We start from the raw sequence: 17,117 nt of genomic DNA, 5'->3' as shown, positions 1-17,117 counted from the left end.
TCAGGCCTCCTCGCGTCGTTGAGGTTCGTTCTGATGGAGATAGCGCGTGAACAGGTCGCGCGGCGGCGGTGTGTCGACCTGCTTCATCAGCATGCCGACATTGCCGCGGTGGTGGCTGCTGTGGTGGATGACGTGGGCGAGGATTTCCTCGCGGCTCATGCGGCCCGTGTCGCCGTCGGTGAAGCGGAAGCTCAGCACCTCCTCGAACTGCGCAGGCCGCAGCGCGCGCACGTAGTCGACGTACCAGCCGTCGACCTGCTCGACGGACGCGCGCAGTTCGTCCAGCGTCGGCGTGGCCTCGGTGTTGCTGGCCGCAAAGCCGTGCGGCTCGCCGCGCAGGTGGGCGGCGAAGATGCGGTCCACCGTGTGGATGTGGTTCAGCGTGCGGATGGCGATGTGGCGGTTCTCGGGCGACAGCGGGGCGCCGGCCAGCGCCGCGAGGAACTCGCGGTCGATGGCGGCCTTCTGCTCGTACAGCGAGATCAGCAGCGTGGATGTCGACATGCTCAACCCTTCGTCAGGAACTCGCGGGCCGCCCCGAGGGCGTGGTCGATGCCGGCGGCATCGACGTCCAGGTGCGTCACGAAGCGTAGGCCGATCAGGCCGGTGGCCAGCACGCCGCGCGACTTCAGGTGCTCCAGCAGCGCCGGGCCGCGGCCCTCGCTGACCTGGGCGAAGACGATATTCGTCTGCGGTGGCGTGACGGTGACACCCGGCAGCGCGGCCAGGCCGTCGGCAAGCCGCCGGGCCAGCGCGTGGTCGTCGGCGAGGCGTTCGATGTGATGGGTCAGCGCGTGGTCGGCCGCGGCGGCCAGCAGGCCGACCTGGCGCAGGCCGCCGCCGACCATCTTGCGCACGCGGTGGGCGCGGGCGATCAGCGCTTTCGAGCCGACGAGCATGGAGCCGACGGGCGCGCCCAGCCCCTTGCTGAAGCAGATCGAGACGGAGTCGAAGTGCCGTGCCAGTTCGGCCACCGTGCGGCCGGAGGCGACGGCGGCGTTGAACAGGCGGGCGCCGTCCAGGTGCGTGGCCAAGCCGCGTGCGTGGGCCAGCTCGCAGGCGTCGGCCACGTAGGTGGCCGGCAGCACATTGCCGTTCCAGGTGTTCTCCAGCGCCAGCAGTCGCGTGCGCGCGAAGTGCGGATCGTCGGGCTTGATGGCCGCGGCGATGTCCTCCAGCTTCAGCGTGCCGTCGGGCTGGTTGGGCAGCGGCTGCGGCTGGATGCTGCCCAGCACGGCAGCGCCGCCGCCTTCGTAGCGGTAGGTGTGGGCCAACTGGCCGACGATGTACTCGTCGCCACGGCCGCAGTGGGCCAGCAGGCCGCAGAGATTGCTCTGCGTACCGCTGCTCATGAAGAGAGCGGCTTCCTTGCCCAGCAGCGCAGCGACGCGCTCCTGCAGCGCGTTGACGGTGGGGTCGTCGCCAAAGACGTCATCGCCGACCTTGGCCGCAGCGATGGCCGCCAGCATGGCAGCCGTCGGTTTCGTGACGGTGTCGCTGCGCAGGTCGACAGTGGCCGGGCCGCCACCGCCAGACGACGGGGCGTAGTCAGTCACGGCCGGAGCTCCAGGAAGTTGCGCAGCATCGCGTGCCCATGCTCGCTGAGGATGGACTCGGGGTGGAACTGCACGCCTTCCACCGGCGTGGCCGTGCCGGCCAGCTCGCGGTGGCGCACGCCCATGATCTCGCCGTCGTCGCTGCGCGACGTGATCTCCAGCACGGCCGGGCAGGTCGCTTCCTCGATGACGAGGGAGTGGTAGCGGATGACGCTGAAGTCCTTGGGCAGGCCGGTGTAGACGCCGCGCTGGTCCGTCGTGATCGTGCTGGCCTTGCCGTGCATCTGGCGTTGCGCGCGGATGATCCGGCCGCCCAGCGCCTGGCCCATGGCCTGATGGCCCAGGCAGACGCCCAGCAGCGGCTTCTTGCCGATGAAGTGCTGGATGGCCTCCACGCACACGCCGGCTTCGGTCGGCGTGCAGGGGCCGGGCGAGAAGACGATGTGGTCGGGGTTCAGCGCGGCCATCTCGGCCACGGTGATCTCGTCGTTGCGCACCACCTTCACGTCGGCGCCCAGTTCACCGAAGTACTGGACGATGTTGAACGTGAAGCTGTCGTAGTTGTCGATCATCAGCAGCATTTAGAAGCCCTCCTCGACGAGTTCGGCGGCGCGCAAGAGCGCTCGTGCTTTGGCCTCTGTTTCCTGCCACTCAAGTTCTGGAACGGAGTCGGCCACCACGCCGGCCGCGGCCTGCACGTACAACGTGCCGTTCTTGATGATGCCGGTCCGAATTGCTATCGCCAGGTCCATGTCGCCGGCAAAGCTGAGATAGCCGCACGCACCACCGTAGATGCCGCGCTGCACGGGCTCCAGCTCGTCGATCAGCTCCATCGCCCGCACCTTGGGCGCGCCGGTCAGCGTGCCGGCGGGGAAGGTGGCCTTCAGCACGTCGAGCTGGCCGACCTCGTCTCGCAACGTCCCCTCGACGTTGGAGACGATGTGCATGACGTGCGAGTAGCGCTCGACGACGAAGGCCTGCGTGACCTTGACGCTGCCGGTGCGCGCGATGCGGCCGATGTCGTTGCGCGCCAGGTCGATCAGCATCAGGTGCTCGGCGCGCTCCTTGGGGTCGGCCTGCAGTTCGGCCTCCAGCTCCAGGTCGCGTTCAGGCGTCGCGCCTCGCGGGCGGGTGCCGGCCAGCGGGCGGATCGTGACCTTGCGGCTGCCGTCGCCCGAGTGCTCCTCGCGCACGAGGATCTCGGGGCTGGCGCCGACGATCTGGAAGTCGCCCAGGTCGTAAAAGTACATGTAGGGGCTGGGGTTCAGCGCCCTGAGGGCCCGGTACAGCGCGATGGGTTCGGCCTTGTACGGCTTGGCGATGCGCTGGCCCACCTGCACCTGCATCAGGTCGCCGGCGGCGATGTATTCCTTGGCCTTGGCGACGGCGGCCAGGTAGTCGGCCTTGGCGAAGCCTCGCGTCGGAGCATGGGCCTCGGTGCGCTGCACACGGGGCACGCTGACCGAGTAGGTCAGCTTGTCGCGCAGCGCGGTCAGGCGCTTCTTGGCGCGGAAGTAGGCCTCGGGCTGGCGCGGGTCGGCCCAGACGATGAGATACAGGCGCCCCGACAGGTTGTCGATGACGGCGATCTCCTCGGACAGCAGCAGCACGATGTCCGGCGTGCCCAGGCCTTCGCCCTTGTGCGCGCGGTCGAGCTTCTTCTCGATGGCGCGCACGGCCTCGTAGCCGAAGTAGCCCGCCAGGCCGCCGCAGAAGCGCGGCAGGCCCGCCGGGATCTTGGGCTTGATGCGCTCCTGGTAGGCGGCGATGAAGTCCAGCGGATTGCCTTCGTGCGTCTCGACGACGGCGCCGTCGGTCAGCACCTCGCAGTGGTTGCCGGTGGCGCGGATCAGCGTGCGCGCCGGCAGGCCGATGAAGGAGTAGCGCCCGAAGCGCTCGCCGCCGACGACGCTTTCCAGCAGGAAGCTGTTGCGCGCGTGGCCGGCGCCCGAGCACAGCTTCAGGTAGAGGGACAGCGGGGTTTCGAGATCCGCAAAGGCCTCGCTGATCAGCGGGATGCGGTTGTAGCCTTCGGCGGCCAGGCTCTGGAATTCGAGTTCGGTGATCACGGCGTCAAACCTTGAAAAGACAGATTCAGGGCTTGGCGTGCAGCCCGGTGGAGAACGGGCAACGCGAGAAGGAGCGCGTCAGGGCGCGCCAAGCGGCATCAGACAGCGGTGGCCCAGGGACGCCAGGGCCAGGCTCCCCGGTCGCTCGACCCCGTGATGTGCTTGCGCGTGATGAACATGGTCGGGCCAGTGTATCAGCGGCGTTTTGGCCGCGTCAGGCCATACTTCGGCACACGGAGACGCCGCCATCGCGGCAGAACAATGGAGCGAGTCATGCGCGCATTCATCGTCGCGGCCCTGGTGGCCGCCGGCAGTCTGGGAGGAGCCGCTGCCTGGGCCGACACGGTCGAGGTGGCCAACGTCAAGTACGAGACCGCAGTGGACCTGGCCGGCCAGAAGCTGCTGCTCAACGGCGCGGGCATCCGCTACAAGTTCGTCATCAAGGTCTACACGGCGGGCCTGTACCTGACGCACAAGGCCAGCACGACCGCCGAGGTGCTGGCCGCGCCCGGCCCCAAGCGCATCCACATCAGCATGCTGCGCGACATCGATGGCAACGAGCTGGGCAAGCTGTTCACGAAGGGCATCGAGGCCAACGTGACGCGCGAGGAGTTCGCGAAGTCCATCAACGGCGTGCTCAAGCTCAGCGAGATCTTCGCCAGCCGCAAGCAGCTCAACAGCGGCGACAGCTTCTACGTCGACTACGTCCCCGGCATCGGCTCCACCGTGCTGCTGAACGGCAAGCCCATCGGCGAGACCATCAAGGAGCCCGAGTTCTTCTCGTCGCTGCTGCGCATCTGGCTGGGCGACAAGCCGGCTGACGACAACCTGAAGGAAGCCCTGCTGGGCCTCAAGAAAGATCGCAAGCGCTGAACTGGTCCAGCCGGTCCACGTGCCGCGCCGCCTTCACGGCGCGGATGTCCTCGCCGTGGTTGTAGCCGTAGGTCACCAGCACCAGCGGGCAGCCTGCCGCGTGCGCGGCCTCGGCGTCGTTGCGCGAGTCGCCCACCATCCACGTCGCTGACGGCGGTGTGCCCAGCGCCTCGCAGGTCTTGAGCAGCGGCAGCGGGTCGGGCTTCTTGCGCGCGAAGTCGTCGCCGCCGAACACGTGGGTGAAGAACCCGTCCAGCCCCTTGCGCTTGAGCAGCTCGCGCGTCGGCGCGGCGGGCTTGTTGGTCAGCACGGCCAGCGGCAGGCCCAGCGCGCACAAGGCCTCCAGCCCCTCGACGACGCCCGGGTAGACGGACGCATGCTCGCCGTTCACGGTGGCGTAGTGCTGCTGGTAGAGCGCCCAGGCGCGGTCGAACAGCGCGGGCTCGGCGCCCACGTGCGCCAGCGTCTGTCGCACGAGGTTCTCGCCGCCACGGCCGATGGTGTGCTCGACGAACTCGCGATTCACGGCGGGCAGGCCCAGGTCGGTGAGCGTCAGGCCCAGCACGGCGATGAAGTCGCCCAACGTGTCGACGAGCGTGCCGTCGAGGTCGAGGATGCAGGCCTGCGGGCGCAGGGGTTGGCCAGGATTCGGGTTCACAAAAGACGTCCGCGGCAGACGCGGCCTCAACAGGGGCGCCGCATGCTATCGCGGGGCACCGCATGTGATTGCTTGTGGGCGCGATTGCGTTTTTTGACAGAAAGGGTAGCGCTGTCCTTGCCGCCCTAAGATGGCGTGATCGCCTGCTGAAAACTTGTTGGTCGAGCCATGGACAAAAGCCTGAAAGCCCAAAAGACCGTCGCCGAATGCGCCGCCCAGGAAAACGCACTGGTGCTGGACCGCCTGAGTGCGGCGGACGCGATGGCCATCGGCCAGTCCATCCTCGCACTGGCGCTGGAGTGGTTCCCGGGCCGGCCCATCGCCATCCACATCGAGAAGGACGAGCACCCGCTGTTCGTCTACTTCATGGACGGCACGGGCGCCGGCAATGCGGACTGGGTCAACAAGAAGAAGAACGTCGTGCGTCGCTTCGGTCACAGCTCGTGGATGGTGCGACAGCAGTTCCTCGAGCGCGGTGTCGACTTCAACCAGGACACGGGTCTGGACCCCGAGCTGTTCCGCGCCGAGGGTGGTGCCTTTCCGCTGGTCGTGCGCGGTCAGGGGCGCATCGGCACGGTCATCGTGTCGGGCCTGGAGGGCTGGGAAGACCACATCCTCGCGGTGGGCGGGCTGGAGCTGTGGCAGAGCCACAGCATCGCGTCGCCGTCGCGTTGAAGCTCAGGACGGCTTCAACACCCCATCCGCCTTGAACATCGCCTTGATGCCGCGCACCGCCTGGCGGATGCGCGACTCGTTCTCGATCAGCGCGAAGCGCACATGGCCATCGCCGTGGTCGCCGAAGCCGATGCCGGGCGACACGCAGACCTTGGCCTTTTCCAGCAGCTGGCGCGCGAACTCCAGCGAGCCCAGCTCGCGGTAGGGCTCGGGGATGCGCGCCCAGATGTACATGCTGGCCTTGGGGCAGTCGACCTGCCAGCCGGCTTCGATGAGCCCCTTGTAGAGCACGTCGCGGCGGCGCTGGTAGCTGGCTGCGATGTCCTTCACGCACTGCTGGTCGCCCTCCAGCGCGGCGATGGCCGCGACCTGCAGCGGCGTGAAGGTGCCGTAGTCGTGATAGCTCTTGATGCGGGCCAGGGCCGCGACGAGGTCGGCGTTGCCCACCATGAAGCCCACGCGCCAGCCGGCCATGTTGTAGCTCTTGCTGAGCGTGAAGAACTCGACCGCCACGTCCTTGGCGCCGGGCACCTGCATGATGCTGGGTGCCACATAGCCGTCGTAGACGATGTCGGCATAGGCCAGATCGTGCACGACGAGGATGTCGTGCTTCTTGGCCAGCGCCACGACGCGCTCGAAGAAGCCGATGTCCACGCACTGCGCCGTCGGGTTGGACGGGAAGCCGAACACCATCATCTTGGGCTTGGGGTAGCTGCCGCGGATGGTCTTCTCCAGCTCGGCGAAGAAGTCCACCTCGCTGCTGACGGGAATGGCGCGGATGTCGGCGCCGGCGATGACCGCGCCGTAGATGTGGATGGGGTAGCTGGGGTCGGGCACCAGCACCGTGTCGCCGCGGTCCAGCGTGGCCAGCATGAGGTGGGCCAGGCCTTCCTTGGAGCCGATGGTGACGATGGCCTCGGTGTCGGGGTTGATGTCGACGCCGTAGCGGCGCTGGTACCAGTGCGAGATCGCGCGGCGCAGGCGCGGGATGCCCTTGCTGGCCGAGTAGCCGTGGGTGTCGGGCCGTTGCGAGACCTCGTTGAGCTTGGCGACGATGTGCGGCGGCGTGGCCCCGTCGGGGTTGCCCATGCTCATGTCGATGATGTCCTCGCCACGCCGGCGGGCCGCGAGCTTGAGCTCGGCCGTGATGTTGAAGACGTAGGGCGGGAGGCGGTCGATGCGCGCGAAACGGCGCTTGCCGCCGGAGGCGGAAGAGGAAGAAGTCATTGGCAGTGTCACGTGAGCGCCCGGAACCGTCCGAGCGACGTGGGCGGCGTGGCGCCGCACCGGGGCCGACTCTAGCGCAGCTGCGTAAGCTCGCGGGCATGAACACGCCCGAGCTCTTCTCGCTGACCGTCGACGACCAGACCGCCGTATCCGCGCTGTGGCTGCAACCGCCGCAGCCGCGCGCTGCCTACGTCTTTGCGCATGGCGCCGGTGCCGGCATGCGGCACGGCTTCATGGAGGCGCTGTCGCAGGCCTTGTCCGGGCAGTCGATCGCGACGCTGCGCTACCAGTTCCCCTACATGGAGCGCGGCTCCAGGCGGCCCGATTCACCGGCCGTCGCCCACGCCGCCGTGCGTGCCGCGGTGGCTGCTGCGCACAGCCGTCTGCCCGGCGCGCCGCTGCTGGCGGGCGGCAAGTCCTTCGGCGGCCGCATGACCTCCCAGGCCCAGGCCGCCGCGGCCATGCCGGGTGTGCGCGGCCTCGTGTTCGTCGGCTTCCCGCTGCATCCAGCCGGCAAGCCGGGCATCGAGCGGGCCGCGCATCTGGCGCAGATCGACGTGCCCATGCTGTTCCTGCAGGGCACGCGCGACGAGCTGGCCGAGCCGGGCCTGCTGCGCGGTGTCGTCCAGGGGCTGGGCGACAGCAGCACGCTGCATCTCGAGGACGACGCGGACCATGCCTTCCACGTGAGGGCGCGCAGCGGGCGCACGGACGAGCAGGTGGTGCAGGCGCTGGCCGTCGCGCTGGCGGCATGGGTGGCGGAGCGGGCTTTTTAGAATCGCGCGAATGACTCTTTCTGCCGCCCCCATCGTCTGCATCGGCGGCCTCAATGTCGACCGCAAGCTGCGCCTGTTGGCGCAGGCGCTGGCCGGATCGTCCAACCCGTGTGAAGCGCATGAGACACCCGGCGGCGTCGTGCGCAACGTCGCCGAGAACCTGGCGCGCCTGGGCCTGCCCGTCGCCCTGATCGCCGCCGTGGGCGATGACGCCGGCGGCCGCATGCTGATGGAGCAGGCCACGCGCGTCGGCATTGCCACCGACGCCGTGCTGCGGCTGCGCCGGCACGTGACCGACAGCTACACGGCCGTGCTGTCGCCGGACGGCGATCTGCACCTGGGCCTGGCGGCCATGCCGCTGGTCGAGCGCCTCAACCCTTGGGCGCTGGAGTCCAGCAAGGATCTGCGTGCCCGCGCGGCGCTGATCGTCGCCGACGGCAACCTGCCGCACGACGCCTGGCCGCTGCTGCTCGGCGAGGCGCGCGCCAGCGGCATCCCGCTGGTCGGCGTGGCGGTGTCCGAGGCCAAGATGGAGCGGCTGCCGGAAGATCTGCAAGGCCTGCACCTGCTGATCCTGAACGCGGGCGAGCTGTCCACCGTGGCCGACGAGCCCGACGAGGCGCTCGCGCGGCTGCACCGGCGTGGCGTCGGCTGCGTGCTGGTGTCGCACGGTGAGGACGGCCTGCTGCTGAGCCAGCCCGGCCGGGAGCCGCGCCACTGGGCTGCGCCCGAGGTCGACGTTGTCGACGTGACCGGCGCTGGCGATGCACTGTCGGCCGGCGTCTGCGCCGCGCTGCTCAACGATGCCAATGACTTCGACGCCGCCGCCCGCCTGGGTCTGGACCTCGCCGCGCTGACGCTGCAGACCGAGGACAGCGTCCACCCCGAACTCACCCCTGATTTCCTGAACCGATGAACGACCTGATCCAGCTCTCCCCCGAAGTCGCCGCTGCCCGTGCCGCCGGCAAGCCCGTCGTGGCGCTCGAATCCACCATCATTGCCCACGGCATGCCCTGGCCGCAGAACCTGGAGACGGCCCGTGAGGTGGAGGACGTCATCCGTGCCGAAGGCGCCGTGCCGGCCACCATCGCCGTCATCGGCGGGCGCATCCGCGTGGGCCTGGCCGACGCCGAGCTGACGCAGCTCGCGCAGGCGCCCGACGCGATGAAGCTCAGCCGCCGCGACCTGCCGTTCGCCATCGCGACCGGCCGCCTCGGCGCGACGACGGTGGCCGCGACGATGATCTGCGCCCACCTGGCCGGCATCGAGGTGTTCGTGACCGGCGGCATCGGCGGCGTGCACCGCGGCGGCGCCGAGAGCTTCGACATCTCGGCCGACCTGCAGGAACTGGCGCGCACGCCGGTGGCGGTCGTCTGCGCCGGCGCCAAGTCCATCCTCGACCTGGGCCTGACGCTGGAATACCTGGAGACGCATGGCGTGCCGGTGCTGTCCGTCGGGCAAGACAACTTCGCCGCCTTCTTCACGCCGGACAGCGGCCTCAAGGCCGACTTCCGCATGGACGATGCCGACACCCAGGCCCGCTTCATCCGCGCCAAGTGGGCGCTGGGCCTGGGCGGCGGCGTCGTCGTCAGCAACCCGGTGCCCGCTGCGCAGGCCATGCCGCGCGCGGAGATCGATGCCATCACGGCGCAGGCGCTGGCCGAGGCCGACCAGCAGGGCATTCATGGCAAGGCCATCACGCCCTTCCTGCTGGCGCGCATCAAGGCGCTGACCGGCGGCCAGAGCCTGGCGACCAACATCGCGCTGGTCAAGAACAACGCCGTGGTGGGCGCGCGGCTGGCTCGCGCGCTGCTGCAGAAGTAAACACGAAAAGCGCGCTTGGCAGGCTGGGCCGGAAAACTACCAGCAAAGATGGGCGGTTAAGCTGATCTGTTTTTTCAGTCAACCCCTATTACTTTCAGCAGGCTTGCATGCGCGTGTCCTCCCCCCTGTTTCTTTGCAGCCTGAGTCTGACCCTGTTGGCCGGTTGTGGGCGCAAGGACGATGCCGGCGCCGCTGCCGGCACGGCGAGCACGCCGGCGGCGCAGAACGTCAGCGTCATGCAGGTGAAGCAGGCCGACGTGCCCCTCACGGTCGAGGCCAGCGGTACCGTCACGGCGCTGCAGAGCGTGGACCTGCGCGCGCAGACGACCAGCACGGTCGCCCAGGTGCTGGTCAGGGACGGCCAGAACGTGAAGAAGGGCGAGCTGCTGTTCCGCTTCGATGACCGTGCCGACCGCGCCCCGCTGGAGAAGGCGCGTGCCCAGCTTGCACGTGACCGTGCCGGCCAGACCGACCTGGAGCGCCAGCTCAACCGCGCCAAGGAACTGAAGGCGCAGAACTTCGTCGCGCAGAGCGCTGTCGACACGGCCCAGGCTGCCTTTGACGCTGGCCAGGCGCTGGTACGCAGCGACGAGGCCGCCGTGCAGGCCGCGCAGGTCACGCTGGGCTACAACGAGCTGCGCGCGCCCATCACGGGCCGTGCCGGCATCGTCAACGTCTACCCCGGCAGCCTGGTGCAGGCCAGCGCGACGGCGGTGCCGCTGGTCAACATCGCGCAGCTGGACCCCATCGCCGTGAGCTTCGCGGTACCCGAGACCCAGCTCGCCTCGCTGCTGGAGGCCACGCGCGCCGGCCCGCTGGACGTCGAGGCCATGCCGCCCGGTGCCGAGACCGTGAAGGGCCGGGTCATCGCCGTGGACAACCTCGTCGACACGACCACCGGCACCATCAAGGTCAAGGCCGAGTTCGACAACAAGGCGCGGACGCTGTGGCCGGGCCAGTACCTGCGCGTGCGCGTCACGCTGCGCACGCTGAAGGGTGCGACGGTGGTGCCGCAGGCGGCGCTGATCCTGCGCGGCAACGAGCGCTCGGTCTACGTCGTCGGCCCCGACAACACGGCCAGGCTGGTCAGCGTGCAGCTGCGCTCCGCCGTGGGCGAGCAGGCCGTCGTCGAGGGCCTGGACGCGACGGCGCATGTCGTCATGGACGGCAAGCAGAACCTGAGGCCGGGTACGCCGCTGCGCATCACGCCCAGTGGCGGCGATGGCGCGGCCAAGGCGGCTTCGGGTGCCGGCAAATGACGCGGGCTGAGCGCAGGGCCGCCCCAAGCCAGCCCGCGATCCCCGCGGGGGATCGCGCGATGTGCTCATCGAGCGAGGGGCTGGCATGAGACTCACCGAGGTTTTCATCCGGCGGCCGGTCATGACCGTGCTGCTGAATTTGTCACTCGTCATCGCGGGTCTGGCGGCGTGGAGCCGCATCCCGGTCGCCGCGCTGCCGTCGTACAACACGCCGATCATCAACGTCGGCGCGTCGCTGCCCGGTGCGGCGCCCGAGACGATGGCCTCGTCCGTCGCGCTGCCGCTGGAGAAGCAGTTCTCCACGATTGCCGGCCTGCAGACGATCTCGTCGACCAACACGCTGGGCAACACGTCCATCACGCTGGAGTTCGATCCGTCGCGCAACATCGACGCGGCCGCCGTGGACGTGCAGGCCGCGCTGTTCCGCTCGCTGCGCTCGCTGCCGGCGGAGATGACCTCGCCACCCAACTACCGCAAGGTCAACCCAGCCGACGCGCCGGTGCTGCTGGTGGCGCTGACCTCGCCGTCCATCGACCTCACCGAGCTGAACGACTACGCCGAGAACCTGCTGTCGCCGGGCCTGTCCACCATCGACGGCGTGGCCCAGGTGTCCATCTACGGCCAGAAGCGCTACGCCGTGCGCATCAAGGTGCGCACCGAGCTGCTGAACCAGCGCAACATCACGCTGGCCGACCTGCAGACGGCCGTGAACGCCGCCAACGCCAACACGCCCGTCGGCGTGCTGGACGGCTCGCGCCAGACGCTGACCATCCAGGCCAACCGCCAGCTGCGCAACGCCGCCGAGTTCGGCAACATCGTCGTCGCCTCGCGCGATGGCGCACCGGTTTACCTGCGCGACGTGGCCGAGGTGCAGGACAGCGTCGAGACCAGCAAGACCTACTCCACCTACCAGGGCGAGCGCTCCATCGTGCTGGCCATCCAGCGCCAGCCGGACGCGAACACCGTGCAGGTCGTCGACAAGGTCAAGGCGCTGCTGCCGCGCTACGCGGAGCAGATGCCGGCGTCCATCCAGATGCGCACGCTCAACGACCGCTCGGTGTCCATCCGCGAGTCGCTGCACGACGTCTACGTGACGCTGGCGCTGACCGTGGGCCTGGTGGTGCTGGTCATCTTCATCTTCCTGCGCCGTGCGGTGGCCACGCTGATCCCGACGGCCTCGCTGCCGATCTCGCTGATCGGCGCGCTCACTCTCTTGTTTGCGCTCGGCTATTCGCTGGACAACATCTCGCTGCTGGGCATCACGCTGGCCGTGGGCCTCGTCGTGGACGATGCCATCGTCATGCTGGAGAACATCGTCCGCCACGTCGAGGACGGCATGAAGCCCTTCGACGCGGCCGTGCGCGGGGCGCGCGAGATGGCGTTCACCATCCTGTCGATCTCGGTGTCGCTGGTGGCGGTGCTCATCCCCATCTTCTTCATGCCGGGCGTCATCGGCCTGCTGTTCCACGAGTTCGCCGTCGTCGTCGGCCTGTCCATCCTGGTGTCGGCGGTCGTGTCGCTGACGCTGGTGCCCATGCTGTGCAGCCGGCTGCTGAAGGCCGACGAGCACCATGAAGACGGCCCGCTGGGGCGGTTGTTCGAGCGCGGCTTCACGGCCACGTTGAACGCCTACACGCGCACGCTGGACGTGGCGCTGCGCCACCGCTGGTGGGTGCTGGGTGTGGCAGTGCTGAGCTTCGTGGCGACGGTGTGGTTCTACACGACCATCCCCAAGGGTTTCTTCCCCGAGGAGGACATCGGCCAGATCCAGGCCAGCACCGAGTCGGCCGAGGACACCTCCTTCGCCGCGATGACCTTGCTGCAGGAGCGCGTCGCGGCCATCGTGCGCAACGACCCCAACGTCGCCGCGCTCAGCTCGGCCGTCGGCGGCGGGCCCTCGGGCAGCGCCACCAACACGGGCCGCATGTTCATCAACCTCAAGCCCCGCGGCGTGCGCGAGCCCATGACCCGGGTGCTGGAGGGCCTGCGCAAGAAGCTGCGCGAGGTGCCGGGCATCGCCGTCTACCTGCGCCCCGTGCAGAACCTGCAGCTGGGCGGCCGGCAGAGCAAGAGCCGCTACCAGTACACGCTGCAGTCCGTGTCCGCCGGCGAGCTCAACACCTGGGCCGTCAAGCTGCAGGACAAGCTGCGCACCGACGAGCGCTTCCGCGACATCACCAGCGACTCGCAGATGCGCGGCCTGCAGGCCAGCCTCGTCATCGACCGCGAGCGCGCGGCGCTGCTGGGCGTGCAGATGCAGGACCTGCGCAACGCGCTGTACGGTGCCTTCGGCGAGCGTCAGGTGTCCAGCATCTACGCCGAGAGCAACACCTACCAGGTCATCATGGAGGCGGGCGACAGCGACCGCAGCAGCGAGGCTGCTTTCGACAAGATCTACCTGCGCGGCAAGAACGGCACGCAGGTGCCGCTGACAGCCTTCGCCACCGTGCAGCGCGCGCTGGGCCCGACGGCCGTCAACCACCAGGGGCAGCTGCAGGCCATCACGATCAGCTTCAACCTCGCGCCCAACGTGCCGCTGGGCGACGCGACCAAGCAGATCGCGGCCTTCACGCGCGACATCCAGCTGCCGGCCAGCGTCATCACCAGCTACGGCGGCGATGCGGCCGTGTTCCAGGACTCGCAGGGTGGCCAACTGCTGCTCATCGGCCTGGCCGTGGCCGTCATCTACGTGCTGCTGGGCGTGCTGTACGAGAGCTACATCCACCCGCTGACCATCCTGGCCGGCCTGCCGTCCGCGGCGGTGGGCGCGCTGATCACGCTGCAGCTGTTCGGCATGGAGCTGACCATCATCGCCACCATCGGCATCGTCATGCTGATCGGCATCGTCAAGAAGAACGCGATCATGATGATCGACTTCGCGCTGGACGTGCAGCGCAGCCAGGGCCTCGCGCCCGCCGAGGCCATCCGGCAGGCCTGCATCCTGCGGTTCCGACCCATCATGATGACGACGCTGGCCGCGCTGATGGGCGCGCTGCCCATCGCGCTGGGCCTGGGTGCCGGTGCCGAGCTTCGCCAGCCGCTGGGCCTGGCGGTGGTCGGCGGCCTGATCCTGTCGCAGGCCGTGACGCTCTACATCACGCCGGTCATCTACCTGGCGCTGGACCGGTTCAGCGGCACGGGGCCGGACGAGCGCGAGGTGGCCGAGTTCGCCAGCAAGTCGGCCTGATCGGGCCGGCCGTCGTGCCTTTGGCGGGCCGGGCGCCGGGCCGCTCCCTAGCCGGCCCGCTTTGGCGATGTGCTTGCCGGTCGATCCGGCAAGCATCGCCGTCCCCTCGGGGGACCGGCCAAGTATTTCTTGGACGAGGGGCTGCGGTTCAGGCGAACTTGAGGCGGCCCTCGCGCGCCGCCATCAGCAGGCTGCCGGCGGCGCGCTCGATCATGCCGATGACGGCATCGAAGCCGGCGACGGGGCCGAAGTAGGGGTCGGGGATGTCCTGGCCAGCCATCTCCGGTACGAAGTCGGTCAGCATCAGGATGCGGGCCTGTTGCTCCGGCGCAGCCTGCTTGCGCAGGGCCTCGACATGCTCGGCCTCCATGGCCAGCACGAGGTCGTACTTGCCGATCTGCTCGGGCTCCATGCGGTGCGAGCGCCACTTGCGGTCCAGGCTGTAGTTGTGCCGGGCCAGCGCCGCCGCGGCGCGCGCATCCACCGGGCCGCCGCGGGGGTCGGCGTGCACGCCGGCGGAGTCGATGGTCTTGAACACATCGCCCAGCTTGGCCTTGAAGATGGCCTCTGCCATCGGCGAGCGGCAGATGTTGGCGGTGCAGACGAGCAGGAGGGCGGCCATGGCGTTCAAGCGGAGAGTTGTTGACGCATCGCGTCGATGACCGACTTGTAGTCCGGCTTGCCGAAGATGGCCGAGCCGGCAACGAAGGTGTCGGCGCCGGCCGCGGCGATCTCGCGGATGTTGTCCACCTTCACGCCGCCGTCGATCTCCAGGCGGATGTCACGGCCGCTGGCGGCAATGATCTCGCGCACGCGCCGAAGCTTGGCCAGCGACGACGGGATGAAGCTCTGGCCGCCGAAGCCCGGGTTCACGCTCATCAGCATGATGACGTCCACCTTGTCGATGACCCACTCCAGCACGTCCAGCGGCGTGGCCGGGTTGAACACCAGGCCGGCCTGCTTGCCCTCGCTACGGATGAGCTGCAGCGTGCGGTCCACATGGGTGCTGGCGTCGGGGTGGAAGGTGACGATGTCGGCGCCGGCGCGGCAGAAGGCCTGGGCCAGGCTGTCGACCGGCTGCACCATCAGGTGCACGTCCAGCACGGCGGGCGTGCCGTCGGGCTTGACCGAGTGCTTGCGCAGCGCCTCGCAGATCATCGGCCCGAAGGTCAGGTTGGGCACGTAATGGTTGTCCATCACGTCGAAGTGAATCCAGTCGGCGCCGGCGGCCAGCACATGCTTCACCTCCTCGCCCAGGCGGGCGAAATCGGCGGACAGGAGGCTGGGGGCGATGCGGTATTGAGGGGCGGCCATAGCCGCGGATTCTAGGCAGCGCGGGTTGCGCCGGGTTCAGCGGCCGGGGCGCTTGAACGCGTCGCGTGCCTTCTGCGCCTCGGCCCAGTGATGGCAGCCGGGCTGGTGGTCGTTGATGAGGCCCATGGCCTGCATCAGCGCGTGCATGGTCGTCGGGCCGACGAATTTCCAGCCGCGCTTCTTCAGGTCCTTGGACAGCGCCTCGGACGGCGCCGACGTGGCGAGGTTGTGCGCGACCGAGTTCTTCGGCGGCTCGAAGCGCCACAGGTAGGAGGCCAGCGAGCCCTGCTCGGCGACCAGCTCCACGCAGCGCCCGGCGTTGTGGATGGCCGCCTCGATCTTGCCGCGGTGGCGCACGATGCCGGGGTCGGCCAGCATCCGGGCGACGTCCTTCTCGCCGAAGTTGGCCACCTTGTTGAAGTCGAAGCCCGCGAACGCGGCGCGGAAGGCGTCGCGCTTGTTCAGGATGGTCCGCCACGACAGCCCGCTCTGGAAGCCCTCCAGGCACAGCTTCTCGAACAGCCGGAAGTCGTCGGCCACGGGCCGGCCCCATTCCTCGTCGTGGTAGCGCAGATAGGTCTCGTCGCCGGGCGCGGCCGCGCACCAGGCACAGCGGGGCCGGCCGTCGGGCGGTAGGTAAAGAGGGCGGACTGTCGACATCTTGAATCGGCTATGTGCGAGGGCCCAAGTGTCTACGCAGGCTGACCCTGCCGTGTCAGCGATCTTTTTGCCTGGTGATTCCAGCGGCCGTAGTGCCTTGTGCAGGCCGAGCGCCGGGCCGCTCCCAAGCCGGCCCACTCAGGCGATGTGCTTGCCGGTCGATCCGGCAAGCATCGCGGTCCCCTCGGGGGCTGAGGCCGGACACAGGGCGTCCAGTGGACGGCCTGTGCCTGCCGAAGCTCTGCGGCCGCTGGCCGCAGAGCGGTCCCGACCAAGGTGCACCTTGGGCGAGGGGTCAACGATACCTGTCGGCCAACTGGCGCAGCGTGCCGTCCTTCTCCAGCTTGCGCAGCGCCTGCGTCAGCCGTTCCTCGACGGCGGGCGGCAGGTCGGCGCGCAGGGCCAGGTATTGCGGTTCTTCCTGGAACACGGTGCGGCCGAACTTGAACTTGTCGTTCTGCCGCGTGTCGACGATGTGGCGCTGCAGGTTGATGTCCTGGCCGTAGATGAGGTCGGCGCGGCCCATGGTCAGCATCTGCAGCGCCTCGCGCTCGGAGCCGACTTCGGCGATGGCCACGTCAGCGTTGACGAGATGGCGCGCGATGGCCGTGCCGCGCATGACCAGCACGCGCTTCTTGCGGCTGGCGGCGGCCAGCTCGGCCAGCGTGTCGAAGTGGCGGGCGTCGTCGGCGCGCTGCACGATGACATGGCGGATCACGTACAGCGGCACCGGCGAGTAGCGCCACTGCCGCTCGCGCTCGGGGGACTTGAGCAGGCAGAAGAAGGCATCGACTTGGCCCTCGCCCAGCAGCCGCTCGACGCGCTTGAGCGGCACATGCTGTTCCAGCCCCGTGAAGTGCAGGCCCGGGTCGGCCTTCTCGACGGCGTGCAGCACCTCCATGCACAGGCCCGGTTTCTGCGGCGGGCCGTCGGGGTCGTACTTGACGGTGGAGCTGGCCTGCTGCACGGTTCGCAGGCTGACCTCCTGCGCCGCGGCGGCCAGACTCAGCAAGGCCGCCAGCAATCCGAGTCCGCACCG

At 69.0% G+C, this 17,117-nt stretch carries 17 protein-coding genes; 7 read left to right on the top strand and 10 right to left on the bottom strand.

Annotation, left to right across the window (positions count from 1 at the left end):
• From ACG04R_RS01185 to trpE, 4 genes are read right to left on the bottom strand one after another with little or no spacing between them, the layout of a single operon-like run.
• Complete coding sequence (locus tag ACG04R_RS01185) at positions 1 to 504, bottom strand: DinB family protein (RefSeq protein ID WP_394405752.1); 504 nt, start codon at positions 502 to 504, stop codon at positions 1 to 3.
• A gap of 2 nt (positions 505 to 506) precedes the next feature.
• The gene (ltaE, locus tag ACG04R_RS01180; protein ID WP_394405751.1) at positions 507 to 1,556 is read right to left on the bottom strand and encodes a low-specificity L-threonine aldolase; all 1,050 of its coding nucleotides are present in this window, start codon (positions 1,554 to 1,556) and stop codon (positions 507 to 509) included.
• Positions 1,553 to 2,137 carry an anthranilate synthase component II gene (locus ACG04R_RS01175; protein WP_394405749.1) on the bottom strand — a complete coding sequence of 195 codons (585 nt, stop codon included), beginning with the start codon at positions 2,135 to 2,137 and terminating at the stop codon, positions 1,553 to 1,555. The genes ltaE and ACG04R_RS01175 overlap by 4 nt, the downstream gene beginning before the upstream one ends.
• Positions 2,138 to 3,625, bottom strand: a complete 1,488-nt coding sequence (gene trpE / locus ACG04R_RS01170; protein WP_394405747.1) for an anthranilate synthase component I — start codon at positions 3,623 to 3,625, stop codon at positions 2,138 to 2,140. It lies immediately after the preceding gene.
• A gap of 273 nt (positions 3,626 to 3,898) precedes the next feature.
• Here trpE and ACG04R_RS01165 point away from each other — a divergent pair, with 273 nt between their 5' ends.
• Positions 3,899 to 4,498, top strand: a complete 600-nt coding sequence (locus tag ACG04R_RS01165; protein WP_394405745.1) for a chalcone isomerase family protein — start codon at positions 3,899 to 3,901, stop codon at positions 4,496 to 4,498.
• On the opposite strand, the gene gph is transcribed toward ACG04R_RS01165, so the two are convergent.
• Complete coding sequence (gene gph / locus ACG04R_RS01160) at positions 4,476 to 5,156, bottom strand: phosphoglycolate phosphatase (protein WP_394405743.1); 681 nt, start codon at positions 5,154 to 5,156, stop codon at positions 4,476 to 4,478. The two genes, ACG04R_RS01165 and gph, sit on opposite strands and share 23 nt — an antisense overlap.
• Positions 5,157 to 5,324: 168 nt before the next feature.
• Here gph and ACG04R_RS01155 point away from each other — a divergent pair, with 168 nt between their 5' ends.
• Positions 5,325 to 5,831 carry a heme-degrading domain-containing protein gene (locus ACG04R_RS01155; protein WP_394405740.1) on the top strand — a complete coding sequence of 169 codons (507 nt, stop codon included), beginning with the start codon at positions 5,325 to 5,327 and terminating at the stop codon, positions 5,829 to 5,831.
• A 3-nt stretch (positions 5,832 to 5,834) separates the two neighbouring features.
• On the opposite strand, the gene alaC is transcribed toward ACG04R_RS01155, so the two are convergent.
• The gene (gene alaC / locus ACG04R_RS01150) at positions 5,835 to 7,058 is read right to left on the bottom strand and encodes an alanine transaminase (protein ID WP_394405738.1); all 1,224 of its coding nucleotides are present in this window, start codon (positions 7,056 to 7,058) and stop codon (positions 5,835 to 5,837) included.
• 98 nt (positions 7,059 to 7,156) lie between these two features.
• Here alaC and ACG04R_RS01145 point away from each other — a divergent pair, with 98 nt between their 5' ends.
• The 5 genes from ACG04R_RS01145 to ACG04R_RS01125 all read left to right on the top strand — a co-directional run bounded on the left by ACG04R_RS01145 (position 7,157) and on the right by ACG04R_RS01125 (position 14,104).
• The gene (locus tag ACG04R_RS01145; protein WP_394405736.1) at positions 7,157 to 7,834 is read left to right on the top strand and encodes an alpha/beta hydrolase family protein; all 678 of its coding nucleotides are present in this window, start codon (positions 7,157 to 7,159) and stop codon (positions 7,832 to 7,834) included.
• A 10-nt stretch (positions 7,835 to 7,844) separates the two neighbouring features.
• Complete coding sequence (locus ACG04R_RS01140) at positions 7,845 to 8,750, top strand: carbohydrate kinase family protein (protein WP_394405734.1); 906 nt, start codon at positions 7,845 to 7,847, stop codon at positions 8,748 to 8,750.
• A complete protein-coding gene (locus ACG04R_RS01135) occupies positions 8,747 to 9,658 on the top strand; it encodes a pseudouridine-5'-phosphate glycosidase (RefSeq protein ID WP_394405732.1) in 912 nt (303 codons plus the stop codon). The genes ACG04R_RS01140 and ACG04R_RS01135 overlap by 4 nt, the downstream gene beginning before the upstream one ends.
• Before the next feature lie 113 nt (positions 9,659 to 9,771).
• Entirely contained in the window at positions 9,772 to 10,917 is a 1,146-nt protein-coding gene (locus ACG04R_RS01130) for an efflux RND transporter periplasmic adaptor subunit (protein ID WP_394405730.1), read from the top strand.
• A gap of 85 nt (positions 10,918 to 11,002) precedes the next feature.
• Positions 11,003 to 14,104: an efflux RND transporter permease subunit gene (locus ACG04R_RS01125; RefSeq protein WP_394405728.1), complete on the top strand. Its 3,102-nt coding sequence runs from the start codon at positions 11,003 to 11,005 to the stop codon at positions 14,102 to 14,104.
• 148 nt (positions 14,105 to 14,252) lie between these two features.
• On the opposite strand, the gene ACG04R_RS01120 is transcribed toward ACG04R_RS01125, so the two are convergent.
• From ACG04R_RS01120 to ACG04R_RS01105, 4 genes are all read right to left on the bottom strand, one after another.
• Positions 14,253 to 14,726, bottom strand: coding sequence for a low molecular weight protein-tyrosine-phosphatase (locus tag ACG04R_RS01120; RefSeq protein WP_394405727.1), 474 nt, complete (start codon positions 14,724 to 14,726; stop codon positions 14,253 to 14,255).
• A gap of 5 nt (positions 14,727 to 14,731) precedes the next feature.
• Positions 14,732 to 15,418: a ribulose-phosphate 3-epimerase gene (rpe, locus tag ACG04R_RS01115; RefSeq protein WP_394405725.1), complete on the bottom strand. Its 687-nt coding sequence runs from the start codon at positions 15,416 to 15,418 to the stop codon at positions 14,732 to 14,734.
• A gap of 36 nt (positions 15,419 to 15,454) precedes the next feature.
• A complete protein-coding gene (locus ACG04R_RS01110) occupies positions 15,455 to 16,078 on the bottom strand; it encodes a DNA-3-methyladenine glycosylase I (RefSeq protein ID WP_394405724.1) in 624 nt (207 codons plus the stop codon).
• A gap of 295 nt (positions 16,079 to 16,373) precedes the next feature.
• A complete protein-coding gene (locus ACG04R_RS01105; protein WP_394405722.1) occupies positions 16,374 to 17,090 on the bottom strand; it encodes a substrate-binding periplasmic protein in 717 nt (238 codons plus the stop codon).
• Between the last annotated feature and the right edge of the window lie 27 nt (positions 17,091 to 17,117).

The organism is Pelomonas candidula, from assembly GCF_043555985.1.
In the GTDB taxonomy this organism is placed as follows: domain Bacteria; phylum Pseudomonadota; class Gammaproteobacteria; order Burkholderiales; family Burkholderiaceae_C; genus Pelomonas; species Pelomonas candidula.
Note: the sequence above shows the minus strand (reverse complement) of the source record. Positions and strands in the feature narration are given on the sequence as shown.